Annotated in this window: 20 protein-coding genes; 3 read left to right on the top strand and 17 right to left on the bottom strand. The window is 35.0% G+C overall.

Annotation, left to right across the window (positions count from 1 at the left end; genetic code table 11):
* Positions 1-2: 2 nt before the first annotated feature.
* From EDC58_RS03900 to serB, 17 genes are all read right to left on the bottom strand, one after another.
* Positions 3-797: a metallophosphoesterase family protein gene (locus tag EDC58_RS03900; protein ID WP_123352206.1), complete on the bottom strand. Its 795-nt coding sequence runs from the start codon at positions 795-797 to the stop codon at positions 3-5.
* Entirely contained in the window at positions 781-2,595 is a 1,815-nt protein-coding gene (gene dxs / locus EDC58_RS03905; protein WP_123352207.1) for a 1-deoxy-D-xylulose-5-phosphate synthase, read from the bottom strand. The genes EDC58_RS03900 and dxs overlap by 17 nt, the downstream gene beginning before the upstream one ends.
* On the bottom strand, positions 2,592-3,365 hold the full coding sequence (fliH, locus tag EDC58_RS03910; protein WP_123352208.1) for a flagellar assembly protein FliH: 774 nt from the start codon (positions 3,363-3,365) through the stop codon (positions 2,592-2,594). Before fliH ends, dxs begins: the two co-directional genes overlap by 4 nt.
* Positions 3,358-4,383: a flagellar motor switch protein FliG gene (gene fliG, locus EDC58_RS03915; protein ID WP_123352209.1), complete on the bottom strand. Its 1,026-nt coding sequence runs from the start codon at positions 4,381-4,383 to the stop codon at positions 3,358-3,360. Before fliG ends, fliH begins: the two co-directional genes overlap by 8 nt.
* Position 4,384: 1 nt before the next feature.
* Positions 4,385-6,064, bottom strand: coding sequence for a flagellar basal-body MS-ring/collar protein FliF (fliF, locus tag EDC58_RS03920; RefSeq protein ID WP_123352210.1), 1,680 nt, complete (start codon positions 6,062-6,064; stop codon positions 4,385-4,387).
* Positions 6,061-7,131 carry a histidinol-phosphate transaminase gene (hisC, locus tag EDC58_RS03925; protein ID WP_123352211.1) on the bottom strand — a complete coding sequence of 357 codons (1,071 nt, stop codon included), beginning with the start codon at positions 7,129-7,131 and terminating at the stop codon, positions 6,061-6,063. Before hisC ends, fliF begins: the two co-directional genes overlap by 4 nt.
* A 111-nt stretch (positions 7,132-7,242) precedes the next feature.
* The gene (gene pheA, locus EDC58_RS03930) at positions 7,243-8,319 is read right to left on the bottom strand and encodes a prephenate dehydratase (RefSeq protein WP_123352212.1); all 1,077 of its coding nucleotides are present in this window, start codon (positions 8,317-8,319) and stop codon (positions 7,243-7,245) included.
* Positions 8,306-9,058: an HAD-IIA family hydrolase gene (locus EDC58_RS03935; RefSeq protein ID WP_123352213.1), complete on the bottom strand. Its 753-nt coding sequence runs from the start codon at positions 9,056-9,058 to the stop codon at positions 8,306-8,308. The genes pheA and EDC58_RS03935 overlap by 14 nt, the downstream gene beginning before the upstream one ends.
* Position 9,059: 1 nt before the next feature.
* A complete protein-coding gene (locus tag EDC58_RS03940) occupies positions 9,060-9,983 on the bottom strand; it encodes an NYN domain-containing protein (RefSeq protein WP_123352214.1) in 924 nt (307 codons plus the stop codon).
* Between the two features lie 9 nt (positions 9,984-9,992).
* Positions 9,993-11,198 (bottom strand): diaminopimelate decarboxylase, encoded by a 1,206-nt coding sequence (lysA, locus tag EDC58_RS03945; protein ID WP_123352215.1) that lies wholly within the window; start codon positions 11,196-11,198, stop codon positions 9,993-9,995.
* Positions 11,191-12,210, bottom strand: coding sequence for an LptF/LptG family permease (locus EDC58_RS03950; RefSeq protein WP_123352216.1), 1,020 nt, complete (start codon positions 12,208-12,210; stop codon positions 11,191-11,193). Before EDC58_RS03950 ends, lysA begins: the two co-directional genes overlap by 8 nt.
* A complete protein-coding gene (gene pth / locus EDC58_RS03955; protein WP_123352217.1) occupies positions 12,210-12,749 on the bottom strand; it encodes an aminoacyl-tRNA hydrolase in 540 nt (179 codons plus the stop codon). The genes EDC58_RS03950 and pth overlap by 1 nt, the downstream gene beginning before the upstream one ends.
* A 46-nt stretch (positions 12,750-12,795) precedes the next feature.
* The gene (locus EDC58_RS03960) at positions 12,796-13,332 is read right to left on the bottom strand and encodes a 50S ribosomal protein L25/general stress protein Ctc (RefSeq protein ID WP_123352218.1); all 537 of its coding nucleotides are present in this window, start codon (positions 13,330-13,332) and stop codon (positions 12,796-12,798) included.
* Between the two features lie 2 nt (positions 13,333-13,334).
* Positions 13,335-14,807, bottom strand: a complete 1,473-nt coding sequence (locus tag EDC58_RS03965) for a sensor histidine kinase (protein WP_123352219.1) — start codon at positions 14,805-14,807, stop codon at positions 13,335-13,337.
* Positions 14,797-15,927 carry a type IV pilus twitching motility protein PilT gene (locus EDC58_RS03970; protein WP_123352220.1) on the bottom strand — a complete coding sequence of 377 codons (1,131 nt, stop codon included), beginning with the start codon at positions 15,925-15,927 and terminating at the stop codon, positions 14,797-14,799. Before EDC58_RS03970 ends, EDC58_RS03965 begins: the two co-directional genes overlap by 11 nt.
* Position 15,928: 1 nt before the next feature.
* Complete coding sequence (locus EDC58_RS03975; RefSeq protein ID WP_123352221.1) at positions 15,929-16,882, bottom strand: transaldolase; 954 nt, start codon at positions 16,880-16,882, stop codon at positions 15,929-15,931.
* A gap of 98 nt (positions 16,883-16,980) precedes the next feature.
* Positions 16,981-17,604: a phosphoserine phosphatase SerB gene (gene serB / locus EDC58_RS03980; RefSeq protein WP_123352222.1), complete on the bottom strand. Its 624-nt coding sequence runs from the start codon at positions 17,602-17,604 to the stop codon at positions 16,981-16,983.
* Between the two features lie 95 nt (positions 17,605-17,699).
* Between serB and tatA the strand changes: the two genes are divergently transcribed.
* The 3 genes from tatA to EDC58_RS03995 all read left to right on the top strand — a co-directional run bounded on the left by tatA (position 17,700) and on the right by EDC58_RS03995 (position 20,722).
* Positions 17,700-17,933, top strand: coding sequence for a twin-arginine translocase TatA/TatE family subunit (tatA, locus tag EDC58_RS03985; RefSeq protein ID WP_123352223.1), 234 nt, complete (start codon positions 17,700-17,702; stop codon positions 17,931-17,933).
* Positions 17,926-18,687: a twin-arginine translocase subunit TatC gene (gene tatC, locus EDC58_RS03990; protein ID WP_123352224.1), complete on the top strand. Its 762-nt coding sequence runs from the start codon at positions 17,926-17,928 to the stop codon at positions 18,685-18,687. The genes tatA and tatC overlap by 8 nt, the downstream gene beginning before the upstream one ends.
* 178 nt (positions 18,688-18,865) lie before the next feature.
* Positions 18,866-20,722 carry a DUF505 domain-containing protein gene (locus EDC58_RS03995; RefSeq protein WP_123352225.1) on the top strand — a complete coding sequence of 619 codons (1,857 nt, stop codon included), beginning with the start codon at positions 18,866-18,868 and terminating at the stop codon, positions 20,720-20,722.
* The last annotated feature ends 68 nt before the right edge of the window (positions 20,723-20,790 follow it).

Below are 20,790 nucleotides of genomic sequence, written 5' to 3' on the forward strand. Positions count from 1 at the left end.
ATTTATCCTTTTAAGTTAATATTTAAATCTCTAATCCCAAACTCCCCTCTTCTGCCGACAGGATATCCGAGCGGAGAGCTAAGAAACCTAACCGTATCGTAATAAAAATCGTGAGCTTGATGACAATGTCCGAATATCCAATATTTTACATTATTCGCAAACAAATCGTATCCGTAGAATGTATAAAAGCTATTCATAAGCACATCATCAAAACATTTGATATAAAGCGGAGGTACGTGAGTAAAAACGATATCGGCATCATAAATAAAACTTCTGATTTTTTCCTTTTCAAAAGATGAAAAAGTAGGAGGGTCGATTTTCGGGTGGATATATTTGGCGTCTCTCATTATAACTTCCCACTGCCCTCTTATCACTTCAAGAGAAATACCATGCCTAACCGCATAGCTAAAATCATACCATCCTCCGGCACCCAAAATCTTCATCCCCGCAACATCGGCGATGTCTCCGTCCAAAAAATAAACCCCTTCGATAAAACGGATATACTCTTTCAGCTCGCTAAGTCTTGCGTGGGATGTTTTGTATTTATTAAGAGATTCCTCATCCAAAAGATAAAGGTCGTGGTTACCGAATGTCACCAAAACAACGCCGTAATATTTTTTTATCTCTTCTAAAAAAAGGGCGTTTTGTAAATTGTCATGCCCCAAATCGCCGGCAATTATTAAAACATCCGCAGTTTTGGGAAAAAGAATGTTTTTTATAAAATCTTTGATTTTATTTCGGTTTTTTTCTTTTACCCAAAAATCAAGGTGAATATCGCTTTTATACGCTATTTTCATCGGCTATTTTTTCCGCTATACTCAAATAATCCACACCCAAAAATCTCTCGACCTCATCGACACTTCCGTGCGGTATGAACTTATCAGGATATTCGAAGCTTTCGATTTTAACGTTAAGGTTTTCTTCGTTTGCGAAACTATCGAGCATTTCGGCAATTCCGCCCTCTTTTGCGTTGTCGCTTATTACATACCATTTTTTAGCTTTCAGGCTTCTTAAAAGCTCTTTATCAAAAGGTTTTACAAACCTCAAATCCAAAATTCCCGTTTTTATACCTCTTTTTTCAAGCTCTTTATGCACTTTGTAAGCTTTTCCTACTCCGTTGCCGTAGGCTATAAGCATAATTTCATCGTTTTGAACTAAAATTTCACCTTTTCCAAGCTCGAAAACGCTCGCTTCAAAAACCCCATCAGGCAATACAAACGCACCTCTTGGATACCTAAACGCACTCGGTCCTTTGTCGAAGTTATATGCAAATTCGACAGCTTTTTTGAGAGTTTCGAAGTCTCTTGGCGCAAAAAGAGTGATATTAGGCAAGATTCTTAAATATCCGATATCGAAAACTCCCTGATGAGTCTCTCCGTCAGCCCCGACTATCCCCGCTCTATCAATAGCGAATCTAACGGGATAATTATCAAGACAAACGTCATGAATAATCTGGTCGTATCCTCTTTGCAAAAACGTAGAATATATAGCAACAAACGGCTTAAACCCCTCTTTTGCCATAGGAGCCATAGAGGTTACGGCGTGTTGTTCGGCAATTCCTACATCCCAAAATCTATGCGGAAACGCTTGCATAAGCTCTTTCATCCCGGTACCGCTTGGCATTGCGGCCGTAACTCCTACCACTCTTTCGTCTTTTTTTGCAATTTCAAGAAGCTTTTGCGCATACACTTTCGTAGCGCTTAAAGACGATTTTTTAAGAGGCTCTCCCGTTTTCAAATCAAAAGGCCCGACTCCGTGCCAATGTTCGTAATACCCCTCGGCTTGTTTGTAGCCTTTTCCTTTAATTGTTTTTGCATGTACTACGACAGGCTTTTTAAGCTCTTTTGCAATTTTTAAAGTTTCGATTATCTCTTCTAAATTATGCCCGTCGATAGGACCGATATACTCAAGCCCCATCTCTTCAAACCAAATTCCGTTAACACTAAAAAACTCTTCGACTTTTTTTGCGGTGTATTTCAAATCTTCAGGTGCGGCTTCAAGGATTTTTTTGAATTTTTCTTTGAAATTTTGATAAAACTTTCCGGCTTTTAGACGAGTTAAATATTTACTGATAGCCCCTATAGGCTTTCCGATACTCATTTCGTTATCGTTTAAAATAATTACAACCGGCAGTTTCAAATATCCAAGCTCGTTTAGAGCTTCATAGACCATACCCGCACTCATAGCGCCATCACCGATTAAAACGACAGGCGTTCTATCCTCTTTTTTAAGTTTGATAGCTTTTGCGGCTCCTACCGCTATAGAAATAGACGTAGAAGAGTGCCCCGCACTAAAATAGTCGTATTTACTTTCACTCGGCTTCGTATATCCACTAATGCCTCCGAATTGTCTTAAAGTATCGAATTTTTCCCATCTGTCGGTCAATAGCTTATGAGCGTACGCCTGATGAGAGACGTCAAAAATAAAAGGGTCCTTTTCAACGTCAAAAACATAATGCATACCGATTATAAGTTCCACCGCTCCCAAAGTCGAACTTAAATGTCCTCCTTTAGCGGATACGACTTCCAAAATTCTTTTTCTAATCTTTTCAGCTAAATTTTCAAGCTCTTGCAAACTATAACTTTTTATATTCATTCATTCCCTTCTATTGCTTCTTTTAGTGCTTTAAATCTCTCATGAATATTCCCGTCTATATTTCCTATATCGCTCAAAATCACAACACCGCCCTCTTTAACGGCTTCATCCGGAATTATCTCTATATTATCAAATTTTCCTTTTAAAAATTCCGCATTTTTCGGATTTACTTTTAAAGTAATTTTACTTGCTTCTTTTAAATCCTCCATTAAAGATTTAGCAAGTGCATGAGCTACGGAGTTTGAATCTTTGCTAAGCTCTTTTTGAATAATCTCTTTTGCCATATCAAGAGCTACGGATGTAAGTTCTTTTTCCAAATTATTAATTTGCTCTTCAAATTTTTTATTCACTTCCTGAAGTTTAGCAATAGAATCTTCATATAATTTTTTCGTTTCATTTAGCATAGCCTCACACTCGGCTTTTGCTTCTTGCTTTGCTTTTTCATAGACTTCGTTATAAATTTTTTGTTTTTCTTCCTCGCACTTGTTATAACAGTTTTTTATCTCTTTTTCAAATTCCATTTGAGATTTGATTATATTATTCGAAAGTTCTTCTATCTTTTCAAGAAGTCTCTCGACTACTTCGGAATCTGGTGCAGGTGAGTTTTGGGTAACAGAAGGGTCGTTTTCTTCTTGAGGTTTTTTGGTTTCGGCTGAAAAATCAACCTTTTTAAATTCGTTATCCTCATTTTTAACATCATCAAGACTTTTAAACTGGTACGGTTTCACAATATGTCTATCACTTTTTCCACCATTTACTATTCTACTCAATTACCTCTTCCTCCGCTCCGATACTTACTTTACCTTCTTCGGCAAGTTTTTGAACTATTTCTATAACTTTTCTTTGAGCAGCTTCAACTTCTTTTACTTTAACAGGCCCTAAAAACTGCATCTCCTCTTCAAACGCAGCTGCCGCTCTTTGAGACATATTCGCTAAAAATTTTTGTTTAAGCTCTTCAGGCGCACCTTTTAAAGCCACCATAAGAGTGTTTTTATCAACCTCTTTTAAAATTTCGCGAATAGCTGTGTTGTCGAGTTTTAGAATATCTTCGAAAGTAAACATCTTTTCTTTAATCTCTTCTGCCAAGTCGTTATTTAGCTGCTCGATATATTTAAGGGTTGTTTTAGCCGCTTTTTGACCTAAGCGGTTAAAAATTTCAGCAACGAATCTAACTCCTCCGATTTCGACTTTATAGCCTGTTAGAGATTCGAGTTTGGTTTCTAAAATAGCACTAACTTTTTTAATCACAGCCGGCGAAATATCTCCTAAATTACTCATCCTCATCAAAACTTCCGCTCTTACTTCATCCGGAAAATAACTAAGCGTCTCAGCCGCGCTCGTAGGGTCCATATGCGCTAAAATAAGTGCGATTGTTTGAGGGTGCTCGTTTACGATAAAATCCGCAAGCTGTTGAGGTTTGACTTTTTGTAAAAATCCGAAAGTCTGTTCGCTTTGAAGAGATTTTGCAAGTCTGTCAAGAACTTTTTTCGCTTCTTCAGGCCCCAATGCTTTGTAAAGAATCTCTTTTGCATAATCAAGACCGCCGCTTGCAATATATTGATTTGATTGGAAAATGACATAAAACTCTTCTAAGACAGCTGCGGCCACCGCCTTATCTATAGCTTTTGCCGTTGCGATATATTTTGAAATTTCCGTTATCGCCTCGACATCCATATATGAAAAAATCTGCGCCGTTAAATCTTCTCCTAATTGAATTAACAAAATAGCTATTTTTTCAGCCATTGAAAGTTCGTCTAAAATTGCCTGTTGTTGTGGTGAGAGCGCCATTTTATGTTCCTTCCGGATGTTCTTCTTTGATTAAGTTTTCAAGTACTTTCGCAACTTGTTCGGTGTTTTCTTCTACCATTTTCGTAATTCTCTCAAGCAATACTTCGTATTTTAACTCTTCTTCGTTTAAATCGCTGCTAATACCGAGCTGTTGCTCTACTTTTTCTTTTAGTTCTTTTATTTTATCATAAGTAGTCTCAAGTTCTTCTTCGTTTATTTCAAGTTCAGGTTTCGGAAGTTCTTCTTCTTCGACTTTAACCTCAAGCATTTTTTGAGTAAACGGAGTAATTACTTTTTTGTAAAAAACAAACAACACGATTGCCAAAAACAGATACTTAAACACCGGTGCAAACGGTCCTAAATAATTTTCCATAATATACATAATTTTTCCTGTAGGAGTCGTATTGGCACTTGCCGTGGTTTTTGCAAATTCAAAACTGCTAACGGTTACGCTATCGCCTCTTTTCGGGTCGTATCCGATAGCGTTTTTTACTAAGTTTTCAATGTTTTTCAGTTCAAGCGGGCTTAGAGGAATATATTTTTTAGTACCGTTTACGTCTTTATAATGTCCGTCCACTACGACGGCTGCCGTAATTCTCTTAATCTTTGCAAAAGGCTCTTTTACGTCTTTTATCGTCGTTGAGATTTCATAATTGGTAGTAGTTTCGCTTTTATTGTATTTATCTATAACCTGTCCGCCTTTTGTTCCTTGTACGGGACCGATATTACTCACAACTCCGGGCACTCCGCCCACTTCTTTAGGCTTCATACCCACACGGCTCTCTTCTAACGTCTGTTCGCTTCTTACGACGTTATCGGGTGAATAGATAGTGGATTTTGATTTTACTTGTGAAAAATCTATATCCATAGAAACTTTTGCAACTACTCTATCTTTTCCACCTACAATTGGCGCTAAAATCGATACGATTTTATCTTCAAGAGCTTTTTCCATTCTTTTTCTATAAAGCATTTCGGTTTTTAAAAGTTCGTTATTTTGAGTCAGCTCGTCATTTTCTCCAAGAGGATTTCCGTATTGGTCGACTATTTTTACATTATCGGGTTTTAATCCGGGCACGGCCGAAGCCACAAGCCATTTGATTCCTTGAATCTGTTTTGGAGTAAGTATCATATTCGGTCTGAGTTTTATCAACACCGAAGCCGTAGGAGGCAGCTGTTTATCTACAAAAACCGAAGGTTTGGGAATAGCGATATTAACTTTGGCTTCTTCCACTGCCGCTATCGATTCGATAGTCCTTGCAAGCTCACCCTCAAGAGCTCTTAGATATTTTATCCTCTGCTCGAAATCCGTTGCCCCGAACGAACTCTTATCAAAAAGCTCGAATCCCACTTTGCTCGATTTCGGAAGCCCTTGAGCGGCTACGTCAAGTCTTACTTTTTGTACCATCTCTTTAGGTACTTCGATAACTCCGTTTTGAGGGATTTTATAAGGAATCTGTTTTTTATCGAGATATTGCACGATTAAAGCGGCATCTTGAGGTTTTAGATTTTCGAATAAAATAGCGTATCCGGGAGTTTTTTTAGAAGAGGTGGTGTTAAAAACCACCAAAAAGGAGATTATCGCAATTACGGCGACAATACTACCGATAATAATATATTTTTGAGTTTTGTTAAGTCTATTGAAAAAATCTATTATCTGCTTAAAAAGAGCCTCAAAATTCAACTAATCTCCCTCAACGTATTTATTACTTTGTCGTTTTCCTCAGGTTTTCCTATCGTAATTCTCAGTGCATCAAATCCGTAACTCGCCATATTTCTGACAATAATACCTCTTTTTAGAAGTTTATCTGCTATTTCAGTCGATTGTGGAATGTATAAAACGATAAAGTTAGTAAAACTATCTATATAATTAAACCCTTTTTCTCTCGCAAAATCAATATATTTTTGCATTTCTTTGAAATTATTTTCAATTCCCATTCTCACCCACTCTTCATCTTTTAACGCTTCAAGAGCCGCTTTCAAAGATAAAGTGGTAATATTAAAAGGCGGTCTTAGTTTGTGAAGATTTCTTATAATCTCTTCGTTTGCTATTCCATATCCAACTCTCATTCCGCCAAGTCCGTAGGCTTTACTAAACGTCCCCGTATATAAAACATTCGGATATGAAATGAGTCTTTTAACATCAAGTGCTTTTTTTGCGTCTTTATATGCCGCAAACTCTTGATAAGCCCCGTCAACTATCACCAAAGTGTCGTTATCTATTTTTTCTATAAAATCATACACCTCATCGGCATCCAAACATTCTCCAAGAGGATTGTTCGGTACGCACAAAAAGATAATTTCAGGCTTCTCTTTTTTATAAATTTCCAAAAATTCATCGAGATTATGCATACTTGAAGGTGTTTTTAAAATTTCGGCGCCTACTTGTTTGGAATAAATCTCATACATTGCAAAAGTAATACCCGCCATCAGTACTTTTTTCGGAGCTACTCCGTGAATTGCGAATTCAAGTACTTGGTCGCTTCCTGCACCTATTATAAAATTTTTATCCTCCAAAGAAAATTTTTTAGCAAGCCCCTCTTTGAGCTCGAAAAAACTATCATCAGGATATCTATGCATCAAATGAGCGATATTTTTTACCGCTTCTATTACTTTAGGAGACGGGCCGTATGGATTTTCATTGCTTGCAAGTTTGATAATTTCATTAGGCTTTATTCCGAATTCTCTTACAACAAGCTCTATCGGTTTTCCGGCTTCATAGACTTTTAAATCTTTTAGTTTTTCAAACATATCCTCACCTTTTAATATTTTTCATCCAACAAACTCACAATTTCACTACTCCACCACTTCACCTCTTCACTACTCTCTATTCCTTTTCTCTTACTCTTTTCCCTATTACCCTCAACAATCCCTAAGATAACTACCAAGCCAAATCATATTTTCCGATTCAATCAGCTCTTTTACTTTTTCATCGTCAATATGACCCTCGAAATCTATATAAAACCAAGTATTAAATGTATCGTCTTTATTCGGGCGTGATTCTATTTTTAAAAGATTGATGTTTTTGTCTTTGAATTTTTTTAAAAGCTCAAACAAAGCCCCCGTTTTATGAGATGTTTTTGCGATTACGCTCGTTTTGTCGTTGCCTGATTTTTGAGTTTTGAAATCGCTGATAATAATAAAACGGGTTCTGTTTGATTTATTGTCTTCAATTTTTTCAAAAAGCAAAGGCACGTTGTATAATTTCGCCGCTATTTTAGAGCAAATAGCTCCTGAATTTTCATCGTTTTTTGCAAGTTCGGCAGCTTTTGCCGTAGATTCGGTAGGTATGAATTCCACATCCAAAAGTCCGTGAGTTTCCAAAAACCCGAGACATTGATTATAAGCTTGAGGATGAGAATAGATTCTTTTTATTTTTTTCAAATCGTCTTGCATAGAAGCAAAAGAGTGATGTATCTCCATGCAAATTTCGGCTACTATTTTCACTCCGTATTTTTTCAAACTATCAAGAGTAATACCCACAACCCCTTCGGTATTGTTTTCAATAGGCACTACTCCGTATTTTGATTCCTTATTGGCTACCGATTTAAAAACCGCTTCGATATTAAGAAGTGAGAGATATCTTGCGTTCGCTCCGAATCTACTCTCGGCCGCTTGGTGAGTAAATGTCCCCTCAGGTCCTAAAAAGGCGATTCTCTCTTTTCTCTCAAGTGAGCGGGAAATTGCAAAAATCTCTAAAAATATGGCTTTTATCTCGTCTTCACCCAATACTCCGTTTTGCTGTTTGCTTAAATTCGTAAGCCTTTGGATTATCTCTTTTTCTCTTTCGGGTCTGTAAATAGGGGCGTTTGTGTTGTTTTTTAGTTCACCGACTTCCTTTACGATTTCCATTCTTTTATTCAAAAGAGTTAATATTTCGTTATCTATTTCATCAATCTTTTTTCTAAGTACTAAAAGCTTCTTTTCAAGTTCGCTCATTTATCACTCCGTTTCTTAAATAGTCTTCAAGATTTTTATATATCTCATCCGGTTTTTTTGTTATCTCTTCAGGCGATTTTATTTTTCCGCTTAAAACAAGCACGCTTTTCATTCCCAAATCTTTTGCCGGAAGCAAATCTCCGTACAAATCATCGCTTATAATGGTTATTTTATCATAATCAAACCCTAAAATCTCTTTGGCTCTGTTAAAAAACGTAGCACTTGGCTTTCCGACCACTTTGTAATCTTTATTTACGGCGTATTTTAACATCTCAAGAATAGCCCCAAGTCCCGGATATCTTTTGTCACCTTTCGAATATAAAGAGGTCTTATGCATTCCTATAAGTTCGGAACCTCTCAAAAGCATTTCGATAATATCCGCAAACTCCTCATTTGAAAAAAGCTTTATTCCAAGCACCACCGCATCCGAATTTTTATAATCAATTTCATATTTTTTCATAAGCTCTACGAATTTTTCATTCCCGTAAGGCGCTATTTTTTTACCTTTTACGTAATCGTCCAAAACCATTAAAGGGTCGAGATAGTTCTCAAATTCAAATCCCAAGTTTTTCAAATAATCAATAAACTCTTTTGAATCTCTTTTGGTGTTATTCGTTAGTAGAATAAAAGGAATTTTTTTTGAATTTAGGTATTTTAAAAATTCAACGGCCCCCGGAAGAGGCAAAAAATTTTTATCGTCTATGAGAGTGCCTTGAATGTCAATAAAATAGCCTCTCATTTTAACTCCTCGAATTTAAAAATTTATCGCTCAATTCTTTAACTTCTTTTTCACTAAAATTCAAATAGTAATGTTTTCCTAAATTTTCAGCCGTTTTTTTCAGATTTTCTTCTTTTATAGGATATCTGATATCCTTGGCAATCATAAAATCCTTAAAACATTTCTCTTTTTTGTGTTTTCTTAGTTCTTTAGAATCCAAATCAAAATCAAAAACCAGATTATCAAGCTCGACTATTCTATTTTTCATAAAAAATATTTTGTAATATTCTCTACTTAAAACGCTTTTAAACGAAAGAATAAAAAAATCTTTTCGATAATTGTGAGAGATAAATTCAAAAAGCGGATAATAATCGATATCACCGGCTAAAATAAAAATTTTACTAATATTTTCATTTTCATGAAGCAAATCTTCCACAACTCCCAAAATTAAAGCCCTATCGGACATATCTTTATATCCTCTGACATAAGGAGTTATCGTTTGAATCCCTTTTCTTCTTAAAAAATCAATTATATTAAATCCATATTCTTTCATCTCTTTTACGGCATAAAGATTACTAAAATCCGCATAAGCTTTAATAAATCTAACTTGGGTTTTATATTTGTCGTTAATTTTTTCAATCAAAAGATCAATTTTTTCATCAAGAAATTTTTTGATAAATTCAATCGTTTTTTGATTTTTTTCTTGGCGAATTCTTTTTTCTTCTTCCGTTTCGTCTTTTTCTTCGAAATCATATCTGCTTAAAAAATCTTCAGCAAAATCCAAAACGGAATACCAAAAATTTTCAAAATCAATATAAACTCCGCTATAACCGCTTAGATTTTTAATTTTTTGATCTATATGAGGAAAAAAATCGTTTTTAATAACCTCAAAAAATTCCTCATCACTTAACAAATCCAAAAGATTTTTTTTATCTCCTTTTTCCATATCTCCCTCTTATACCAAATAATCAACTTCGCAAGCGATTAAATCTTCAAAAGTTTCTCTTCTTCTGATTAATCTGTCGTTTCCGTCTTCAATAGCAACTTCCGCGGCTCTTGGGCGGGTGTTATAGTTGCTTGCCATCGTAAATCCGTAAGCACCTGCGCTATGTATCACTATCAAATCTCCCGGATTCGTTTTAGGTACGTCGATATCTTTTGCAAAAAAATCTCCGCTTTCACAAATCGGACCAACGATATTGGCTTTGCTTATTTCTTTATTGTCGTTTAGAACTTCGATTTTGTGATATGCGTTATATAGACTCGGTCTTATCAAATCGTTCATAGCCCCGTCAACAATAACGAATCTCTTATCTCCGTTTACTTTCTCGTAAAGCACTTTTGTCAAAAACCATCCGCCGTTTCCTACCATAAACCTACCCGGCTCGCAAATAATAGTCACGTCAAGTCCGCTAAGAGTCGAGAGAATCGCTTGAGCGTAGTCGTAAGGTTTAATCAACTCTTCGTCTTTATACTTAATACCAAGCCCGCCACCGATATCGAAAAACTTAATATCGACGTTAATAGCTTTTAAACTTCTAACAAGATTAGCGACTATCTCACTGGCTTCTCTTATAGGCTCGAGTTCCGTAAGCTGGCTTCCGATATGAAAATGAATACCAACAGGATTTAGATTTTCGCTTTTTTTAGCAAAAATATACATCCCCTTAGCAGTTTCGATATCCACACCGAATTTGTTTTCGTGAAGTCCGGTTGAAATGTAAGGGTGAGTTTTCGGGTCGATATTAGGATTTACTCTTATAGAAATTCTTGCTACTTTTCCAAGTTCTTTAGCGATTGCATCAACTCTTTTTAGCTCTGCTTCACTCTCTACGTTTATCATCAAAATATCTTTTTGAATCGCTTCTTTTATTTCATCGTCTCTTTTTCCCACGCCTGAGAATATTATTTTGTATTTATCAACACCTGCCAAAAGCGCTCTTTTTACCTCTCCGATACTAACGCAATCAGCACCGCTTCCCAAATTTGCAAAATGTCTGATAACCGAAAGATTGGAATTGGCTTTTACCGCATAAGCGATAATACTTTTTCTTGCTTTAAAAGCGTTTTTAAGTGCGTTATACTGCTGCGTAAAATGATTAAAATCATAAACGTATAAAGGCGTATCGTATTTTTGTGCTAAATATTTAAAATCAATCATAACTTCTCCTTATTACTAAAAAATCTATTACAACAATCGCCAAAAACGGCACTGCTAAAGTCCAAAACGGTAAAATTCCCTGTTTTGCGAATTTAAAAATCAAAAGTTCACCCGCCCATAAAAGAACCGAAAATGTGACGGATTTTATCATAAAAAGAGAAACGTTTGAAATTCTGACATGTATCGGAGCTGTGAAAAAAAGATATATTAAAAAAGCTATCATTAAAAGCGGCGTAAAGATTTTAAAAAAGACTATGGATAAAATCATATTCAAATCTATATCTTTAAAATATCTGATGGTTATATACGCGTCATAAAATGAGATATTATCAAGCGTTTTTAAGTTCGAAAGGATTTTGGGGGTAAAATTTTCCAAAAAAACGAGCGGTTTTTGCTCTTTTTGCCAAACGTTTTGTTTTAAAGTCATAATTTCGGCGTTTTTAGTTTTCCATTTGTCATTTTCGAAAACGGCTCTTTTTGCATAAATAACTTTTGTGATTTTTCTGTTTTTTATCTCAAAAACTTTTATACCCCACGCCATTTTCGAAAAAGGATTGATACTTTTTATATATACGATATTATTTTTATACTTCAAAAAAAGATTATAGGTTTTATAGTTGAAATTTTCTTTTATCGATGTAGCGTATTGGTTTGCATAAGCAAGTTTTGAAGATTGCAAAAGATACATCAAAGCGGTAACCGATAAAGCGAAAATCAAAAATGGTTTAAGAAGTTTTTTGGGTCTGAATCCCAAAGAATAAAAACTGACGAATTCGTTAAATTTTATCATCGACGAAACACTAAGCAAAAATCCGAAAATTATCGCAAGCGGAAAAAGAGTGTATGAAGCGTATATAAAAACATAAAAAGCATATAAAACCTGAAGATTCGAAGAAGACGGAAGTTTTGCGTAATTAAACATAAAATCGACTATTACGTACAAAAAAGATAGTCCTATAAAAACAAGCATAAAACTTTTAAAATATTTTTTTAACAGATATCTAAAATACACTAACACCCTTTTTTAGAATAACGACTCGGGGCGTTTTTTATATCTTTTATCGCTTCTTTGATTAAAGGAAATAGTTTTTCCAAACACTCAAGCTCTTCATCTTCAAAATCACTAAGTACGTAACTAACCACCATCTCTTTTCTCTCGGGTCTTCCGACACCGATTCTAACTCTCCAATAATCATTTCCAATATTAGCATCAATCGATTTTAATCCGTTATGACCTCCGCTACCGCCGCCTTTTTTGAATCTCAATGCGCCCAATTTCAAATCTATATCATCATGAATTACGATAATATCGTCATTTTCTATCTTATAAAAATCTTTAACAAGCCTAACGCTCTCACCGCTTAAATTCATATAAGTTGTAGGTTTTAAAAAAAGATATTCGTCGGATTTATAAAGTTCGCCTTTGAATTTGGAAGAAAGTTTTGTAGCGTTAAATTCTTTTATAAGATAATCAACTGCCAAAAAGCCGATATTGTGACGATTTTTTTCATATTTAGAACCGGGATTTCCAAGACCTACGATCAGTTTCATACAACCTCTTTAAAACTCGCCAAAAAAGCGAGAAGCTTTTTTGGGATTATTTAGCCTTAATAACACCTACAACCGGAATTGAAGGGTTTAGATAGCACTCAACACCTTCTGGCATTTCGATATCTCTAATTAAGATGTTATCACCAACATCAAGATTGCTTACGTCAAGTTCGAAGTAATCAGGTAAGTTTTCAGGCGCTGATTTAACTTTGATTCTTCTTCTGTGATATACAAGTACACCTTTGTTTTTAAGACCGATAGGAGTACCTTTTAGTTTAATCGGAACGTAGAAGTATTGTTTTACTCCTGGTTGAGCCACAAGTAAATCTACATGTAAAAGTTCACCTGTAATAGGGTCTTTTTGATATTCTTGCACTACAACGTTGAATTCTTTATCTCCAACTTTTACCGGGAAGATTAAATGTTCTTTGTTTTTTAGATATTTGATGAAATCACCTGTTTTAAATGCTGCATTTACGTTTTCAACACCTTTTCCGTAAATGTTAGCTATCAGATAACCATCTCTTCTAAGCTTTTTAGTTGCAGACTTAGAAGTACTCTCTCTGATAATTCCTTCAAGCATAATTACTCCTTAATTTTTTTCGAATTGGAATTATATCTAAATTTTTTCAAATTTATAATAAACCTGATTCCGTTTTTGATATTTTGAGCTTTTATATCGCCTCCGTATTTATCCAAAATCATTTTCACTATATATAGTCCGATACCGCTGCCGCCGGTTTTTGAGTAGTTAAAATCAAAAATTTTCTCAATATCACCCTCAACACCTCCGGCATTATCTTCATATATTATTTCATAATCTTTTGCCGTTATTTTTATAACTCTTTCATCAACATTTCTTTGATTAAAAATTTTTATCGAATTGTCTATTAGCGATAACAAAATATGCTCGAAATCATTTTTTCGGCCGTATATTTTAAAATTTTTTATTTGTGTTTCTAATTTTACATTATTAATAATCAACAAATCTTTAACCAAATTTTTAACACTCTCAACCGCTTCGCTTATCAAAAACTCTTCATAATTTTTGGTATTCAAAAAGTTTCTGAAATTATCCAAAGTTTCGTTTAAGTGATTAACATATTCCTGAATATTGTTTATCGATTTTTTAATCTCATCGTCAATACACCCTTTTTTCTCGATTATCATCTTCAAAAGCCCGCTCTCAAGCATAATCGCACTCAAAGGCACTTTCCACTGATGAGCCACCGCATCCATCATCTCACCCATTTGGATGTATTTTGATTCTCTTAAAATCAACTCTTCTTGTTTTATTCTTTTCTCACTCTCTTCTTTTACTCTTTTTTCGAGATTTTTATTCATCTCTTCGAGTTTTTCGTTTAAAGAACAAATCTCTTCAAGATGTCTTTTCTCTTCTTTTACAAGCCTATAATAAAAAAACGCAATCATTAGAGCAAAAATATCGACAAGCCCTAAAATGGAAAAGAGTTTTATTTTATATTCGTCAAAACTTTTCTTTATATCGCTAATTTTTAAATCCGCACCTATTACGTATCTGCCGTATTTAGAATCTATCGGAATCAAAATACTTCTAAAATATCCCCACCTATCTTTTGATTCTTCAAAAGCGATTTTTCCGTTTTTAAATACGTTTTTTAAAGTTTCGGTAGCTTCCGGATATTTTTGCATATATGCATAAATATCTCCGTTTTTTATATCTTTTTGAGTCAAGGAAGAAGCCAAAAAATATACCGAGTTATTTTTGTCAATCATAGAATAAACATATGTAACACCGGCATTTTTTGCAAATTTTGTCAGTAAAAACGAGTAGTTTTCATCATCATTTTTAGATAAAGTGCCTAAAAATATTTTTTTATAAAATTTTTCACCTAAAACGAACTCGTTTGCATTCATAGCGGCGGAGAAGAGTTTTGAATCCGTATATTTATAAAAAAATTCTTTAAAAAATAGATAACTTTTCACTCCGGCTAAAACACTCAAAAAAATAATAAACCCGACAAGCAGGTTTTCTACTAAAAGTTTTCTTTTAATTTCATTATCAAGATTACTTATCACCGTCACCTTTAAGAGAAATCACATCTTCATCGGTACCTGCTATACCTTTTTGGAATTTTTCTTTTTTAAGTTTTAGTAAGAAATCATCCGGACTAGTAGCAAATTCGATTGCTCTTTCTTCACTTACTTTTCCTTCAAGAACCAAATCCACTAAATGCTGATCGAAACTTTGAGTACCGTATACTTTTTTACCTTCTTCGATTGCGTCTTTGATTTCTTGGTCTCTGTTTTGAAGAATAAGCTCTTTTATTCTTGCGGTTTTAAGCATAATCTCCATAGCTGCTACCCTCTTTCTATCCACTGTCGGTACAAGTCTTTGAGAAATAATACCCTCAAGCACGGAAGCTAAAACAAGTCTGATTCTCGGCTGCTCATCAGGCGGGAAAATACCAATAATCCTATTAAGTGTCTCTTTTGCATCAAGTGTATGCAACGTAGAAAATACTAGATGCCCAGTCTCAGCAGCGTGAAGCGCTATTTCCATTGTTTCTTTATCCCTCATCTCACCGACCAAAATAATATCCGGGTCCTCACGAAGTGCCGCACGAAGAGCACTTGAGAAACTCAGAGTATCTTCTCCTAAACTTCTTTGATTGATTAAAGCCTTTTTCTCTTTGTGAATAAACTCTACCGGGTCCTCGATAGTTATAATATGTTTTGGTTTTTTTTCATTAATTTCGTTAATCAACGCGGCAAGAGTAGTAGATTTACCACTACCCTTAACTCCCGTTACAAGTACAAGTCCTCTTTCCATCATGGCAAATTTTTTTACGACTTTAGGAAGTCCGAGTTCTTCTATTGTTGGAATTTTTATAGGAATAACCCTAAACACTATAGAAGGGCCGTCAACCTGAAAGAATGCATTGACCCTAAAACGATAGTTTTCATCCAATTTATAAGAAAAATCTATCTCTTTTTTTTCGACTAATTCGTTAAATCTGCTTCTTAAAAGTTCTTTGAGAAGGTTTATAACACCTTCTCTCGTAAGTTTAGGTGATTCGACTTTGTGCAAAATTCCGTGAATTCTAACTCTTATACCACTACCGGCTTTGACGTGTAAGTCTGAGCCGTGATTTTTAATTAAAGCATATAAGTATCTATTTAATTCTTCTCTTACCATTTTATTCCTTTATAGAGTTAAGCATCCCTTCAAAAGCTTCTTCAAACGCTTTAACTCCTTCATCAAACAACTCTTGATATACTTTTTGCATATTAATCCCTGCCGGTGTCAAAAAGCTCATAAACGCATCGATATGTTTCGTTTGAAAATGAAACGACTCTTCAAGTTCTTTATCTTTTATCTCTTCGATTACATCAAGCGGTAACGTTAATACGCTATGAGGCAAATATAGATTTTGTACGTAATAGTCTTTTGGTAAATATTCTTGTTTTACTCCCGTACTTGCAAAAAGCGCTCTAATATTCGGATGCCCTTTTTCTTCGATTTGGTTGTAAATTTTAATAGCGTTAAAAAATCCGACTCTATCTTTTGCAAGATTTTGCATTGCAAGTTGCGGATTTAGTTTTCTATCGAATCTACTCACAAAAATTGAAATAACTCCGTCGATAGTTCTCGGACCTTTGCTTATCGCTTCAAGAGCTCTCATGGCTTGGTTCGGTGAAAAGACAAGAGTTGCGTTGATATTGATACCTCTTTTTGCAAGCTCTTCCATTGCTTTATACCCGGCTTCGTTTGCCGGAATTTTAATCATAACGTTATCTCTTTGTATTTTATCATAAAGTCTTAGAGCTTCGTCAATAGTTCCTTTTGCATCGTTAATAAGTCTCGGGTCAACTTCTATACTCGCATATCCGTCATCACCCTCTTCGTATTTATCTTTTAAAATATCGCAAGCAAGTTGAATATCTTTTACGGCAATCTCTTCATATTTTTCTTTTGGAGATTTTCCTTTTAGTCTTTCAAAATCCTCTTTATAAATATCTTTTTTTAAAGCGTTTGCAAAAATAGCCGGATTACTCGTAAGCCCGTTTACCAGACCGCTATTTACCAAATCTTTGAATTCGCCTTGCAAAAACTCCCTATCAAGATAATCAACCCAAATACTCGTACTCATTATTACTCCTTATCATTTTTTCGATTTTATCAAATTTACATTATAAAAAATTAACCCTCTCAACAAAAGAGCAAATTTCTACAATTTCACTAACTAACTCACAAAAACTCAAGTATTTTCGTCAAATCTTTTTCTTCTATAATTATATTGGCTTCTTTTTTCAAAACTTCTTTAGCACAAAAAGCAACTCTTGTATTCGCATGTTTAAACATGCTCAAATCGTTCGCACCATCACCAACTACCATAGTCTCTTCAGGACTTACCCCCAAAATATTTTGAATTCTAACAAGCATATCGCCTTTTGAATGACTAAACATCATCTCACCGCCTACAAGACCTGTGAGTCTTCCGTCTTTTGCGTGTAATGTATTACTAAAATCGGCATCAAATCCCAATTTTTCTCTTGCATAAGAAGTCGCGTTTCTAAAGCCGCCGCTAAAAACAACCACTTTTATATTATCTTTTTTTAAAGCCTTAATCGTCTCATCGGCTCCGGGCATAAACGGAAGATTATGACAAATTTCATCTACTTTTTTCTCTTCCAAGCCTTCAAGAAGTTTTACTCTCATAATAAGACTTTCAAAAAAATCAAGCTCGCCTCTCATTGCCATTTCGGTAATTGCGGCAACTTTATCTTTAAGTCCTAAAGGTTCGGCTAAAAAATCTATAGTCTCGCCGTCCATTAATGTCGAATCGAAATCAAAAACAGCCAATTTCAACATTTATCGCCTTTTTTTATTCAAATTTTATCAAAGAATGCCACCATTTAATCATTTTATGTTAAAATTCTCTAAAATCTCAATTTAAAGGAAACAAAATGGGTGTAAGTACTTGGCAAATTATCGTAATTTTATTAGTGGTATTACTTCTTTTCGGTGGTAAAAAAATCCCTGAACTTGCTCAAGGTCTCGGAAAAGGTATCAAAAACTTCAAAGACGCTGTAAAAGAAGGCGAAGAAGAAGCGTCTGTAAAACCTACTGAAAAAGTAGAAGACAAAGCAAACACTACAACTACTCAAAATACTCAAAACACAACACAAAACAATGCTTGAAGATTTAAAACCGCATATTGCCGAGCTCCGCTCTCGGCTTATTAAAATAGTAGTAATTTATTTCATATTTTTCATATTGGCGTTCGTATTTTGGAAAGAGATATTCCAATGGATGAGCCAACCTCTATTAGAAGCGCTTAAAGTATCCAAAAACAGCGAAATTATCTTTACCGGACTTGCCGAGCCGTTTTTTACGGCTGTGAAGATTTCGCTTTTTGCGGGACTTTTTATGTCGCTTCCTTTTATCTTATATCAAATATGGGCTTTTATTGCGCCCGGATTATACGAACACGAAAAAAAACTTATCATTCCGTTCGTTTTTTGGGGAACGGTAATGTTTGTAGCCGGAGCGGCGTTTGCGTATTATGTCGTATTTCCGGTCGGGTTTAAAATGCTTATTCAATTCGGTGGTAGCGAATTTACGGCAATGCCGAGAATGAGCGAATACGTAAGTTTTTTCGGCAAACTGATGCTCGGATTCGGTATAGCGTTTGAAATGCCGGTAGTAACGTATTTCTTGGCAAAATTGGGTCTTGTTACCGACAGAACGCTAAAAGATTTTGCAAGATATGCAATTGTTATTATTTTCATCTTAGCGGCCGTTTTAACACCGCCGGATTTATTCTCACAACTTGCAATGGCAACTCCTTTGCTCGTACTTTACGGGGTATCGATTATTATCGCTAAAATCGTAAACCCTGAAAAAGAAGCGCCTCAAGAATCTCAAGCCCCTAAACAAAAAGAAAAAGAATAATTTTTCTTCTTTTTTTCTTTATTACATTAAATATTATTAAACTATACTTTTTTGCCGATTTTGGTTAACATTTCACTTTAAATCCTCCGACCTGCTCTAGCCAAAACAAAAGTTTAGTCATATTGACTAAATAAAAATTATATGTTAAAATTGCAAAAAAATTAACAGGAGGCGCGCAATGATTATTAAGAAAGAAGCAGCAAAAATTATATTGGAACTGCTTAACAGCGACACAAAAACAATTAAAACGGAAGCTTTAAACAATGAAGCTGTAGAAGAGTTAAACCTTGGTGGAATTATCAGATTCCCAATGCCGGCGGTAGCTGAATTTACATATTCGGGTGCGATTGTAGCCGATGTACTTAACAGAGTTAAAGACAAAATCGAAAACATCGACGAATGGAAAGATAACTTCAAATGGGTAAGTAGTGAAGTTATCGCAATGATTGATGCTGCTGTAAAAAACAAAAACAAAACGACAAAAATTTCAAACGACGAACTTGAAAAAAGAGGATTTGCAGAAAATGGTGAATTAACTCAAGAAGCACTTGATTTATACGAAGCATACAAAATTACAAATCCTGAGCTTGTAATTGATGCGGAGCTTGCAGAATACATAAGAAAATCACCTATGGGTCCGACAGATGCTCATTATCTACCGGTAGAAGGTAATAAAAAAGACTTACTTGAAGCGATGAGACTAATCGCATACTCTATTCCAAACGGAGAATTCTTCACATTCACCGAACTTGGACAAGCGGTAAAAGAAACATTAACTTACGGTGGATGGGCAAGTGAAGGAAGCGTACTTGATTTATCAATTTTAGAAGATATCGCAAAAGTAGCTGACGGAGAAGAAATCGACCTTGATAGTCTTGCGAATCTTGAAGCTTTAGGATATGTTGCCGATGTAGACGAATTAACAAAAGCCGGAGAAAAAGCTCTTGAAGTTTACAGAATCTACAAAGACAAAACAGAAAAACCTTTAAAAACATTCGCAATTTCTGAAGAAGAAGTTGAAACACTAAAAACTATTAAACATATTTGGGATGAAAAAGTTCCTGAAAACCCTGAAGAAACACCGACATTTAACGAAATTAAAGCGGAATTACTTGAAAGAAAAATCAGAGAATATAAAAAACTCCTTGAAAAATACGGTAGAAGACTTGATGAAATGCCTAAGAAAAAACAAGAAATCGCTAAAAAATTCGCTGATTTGGCTGATAAGAAAAAATGGTTTGATGAAAACTTCGATTTAAGAGAATACCTATACAGCCTTGAAGCGTTCGGACTAATTACTGAGGGTGTTGATGAAAAAGGAAAAGCCGTTTATTTCGTAACACCTGACGGAGAAAAAGTAATCGAAGATCAAAACTATGACGAAAGAGCGATTCACAGCTGGTCTGTTAAAACACTCGCTATTTCAAACAAAATCTTCAGCGCTCCGAATAGAGAGTGGGTGGAAGAAGCAAGAAGAGAAAGAATTCTCGGTACATATGAACCAAGCAAATCTGGACTTATGTATGAAGAACTTGCAACTCATCCGAAAATGCCTTATATGACAAGATATGAAATGGATATTTTCAAAATGATTCCGGATGCGGGAATTGCTTGTGAAAACATTCTTGAAGGTAAAGATGAAGACGAAAGAAGAAAAATTCTTGAAGCTATCGACAAACTTGAAGCAAAAGGATTCATCGAAGTTATGCCTGACGGACATATCGTAGAGACTGAATATGGAAAAATGATGGATGAAGCGATGAGCGGTGTTCCTGAAGGATTCGGAGCTCCTATTAATCCGACAATTTACAGAGTTGTAAAAGCAATTGCGGATACGGGAAGTATGTATGTAAAAGAACAAAAAGTAAGAATTCTTCCTGAAAACATTAAAAAAGCCATTAAAGCTTCAGGACTTAGCAAAGAAACATTCGATAAAGCGTATATCGCAGCAAGAGAAGCGAAATATCTCGGAAGAAATAGCGTAAACGAAGCTGGATTATTAATGCTAAAAGCGGTAGAAGCACTAAACGCTTAATCTTCTCCGCTTTTTTTTATTAAACAAAATATATCTCTGACACCACTTTCAAGGCGAAAAGAGGCAAA

Source organism: Caminibacter pacificus, from assembly GCF_003752135.1.
In the GTDB taxonomy this organism is placed as follows: Bacteria; Campylobacterota; Campylobacteria; order Campylobacterales; family Nautiliaceae; genus Caminibacter; species Caminibacter pacificus.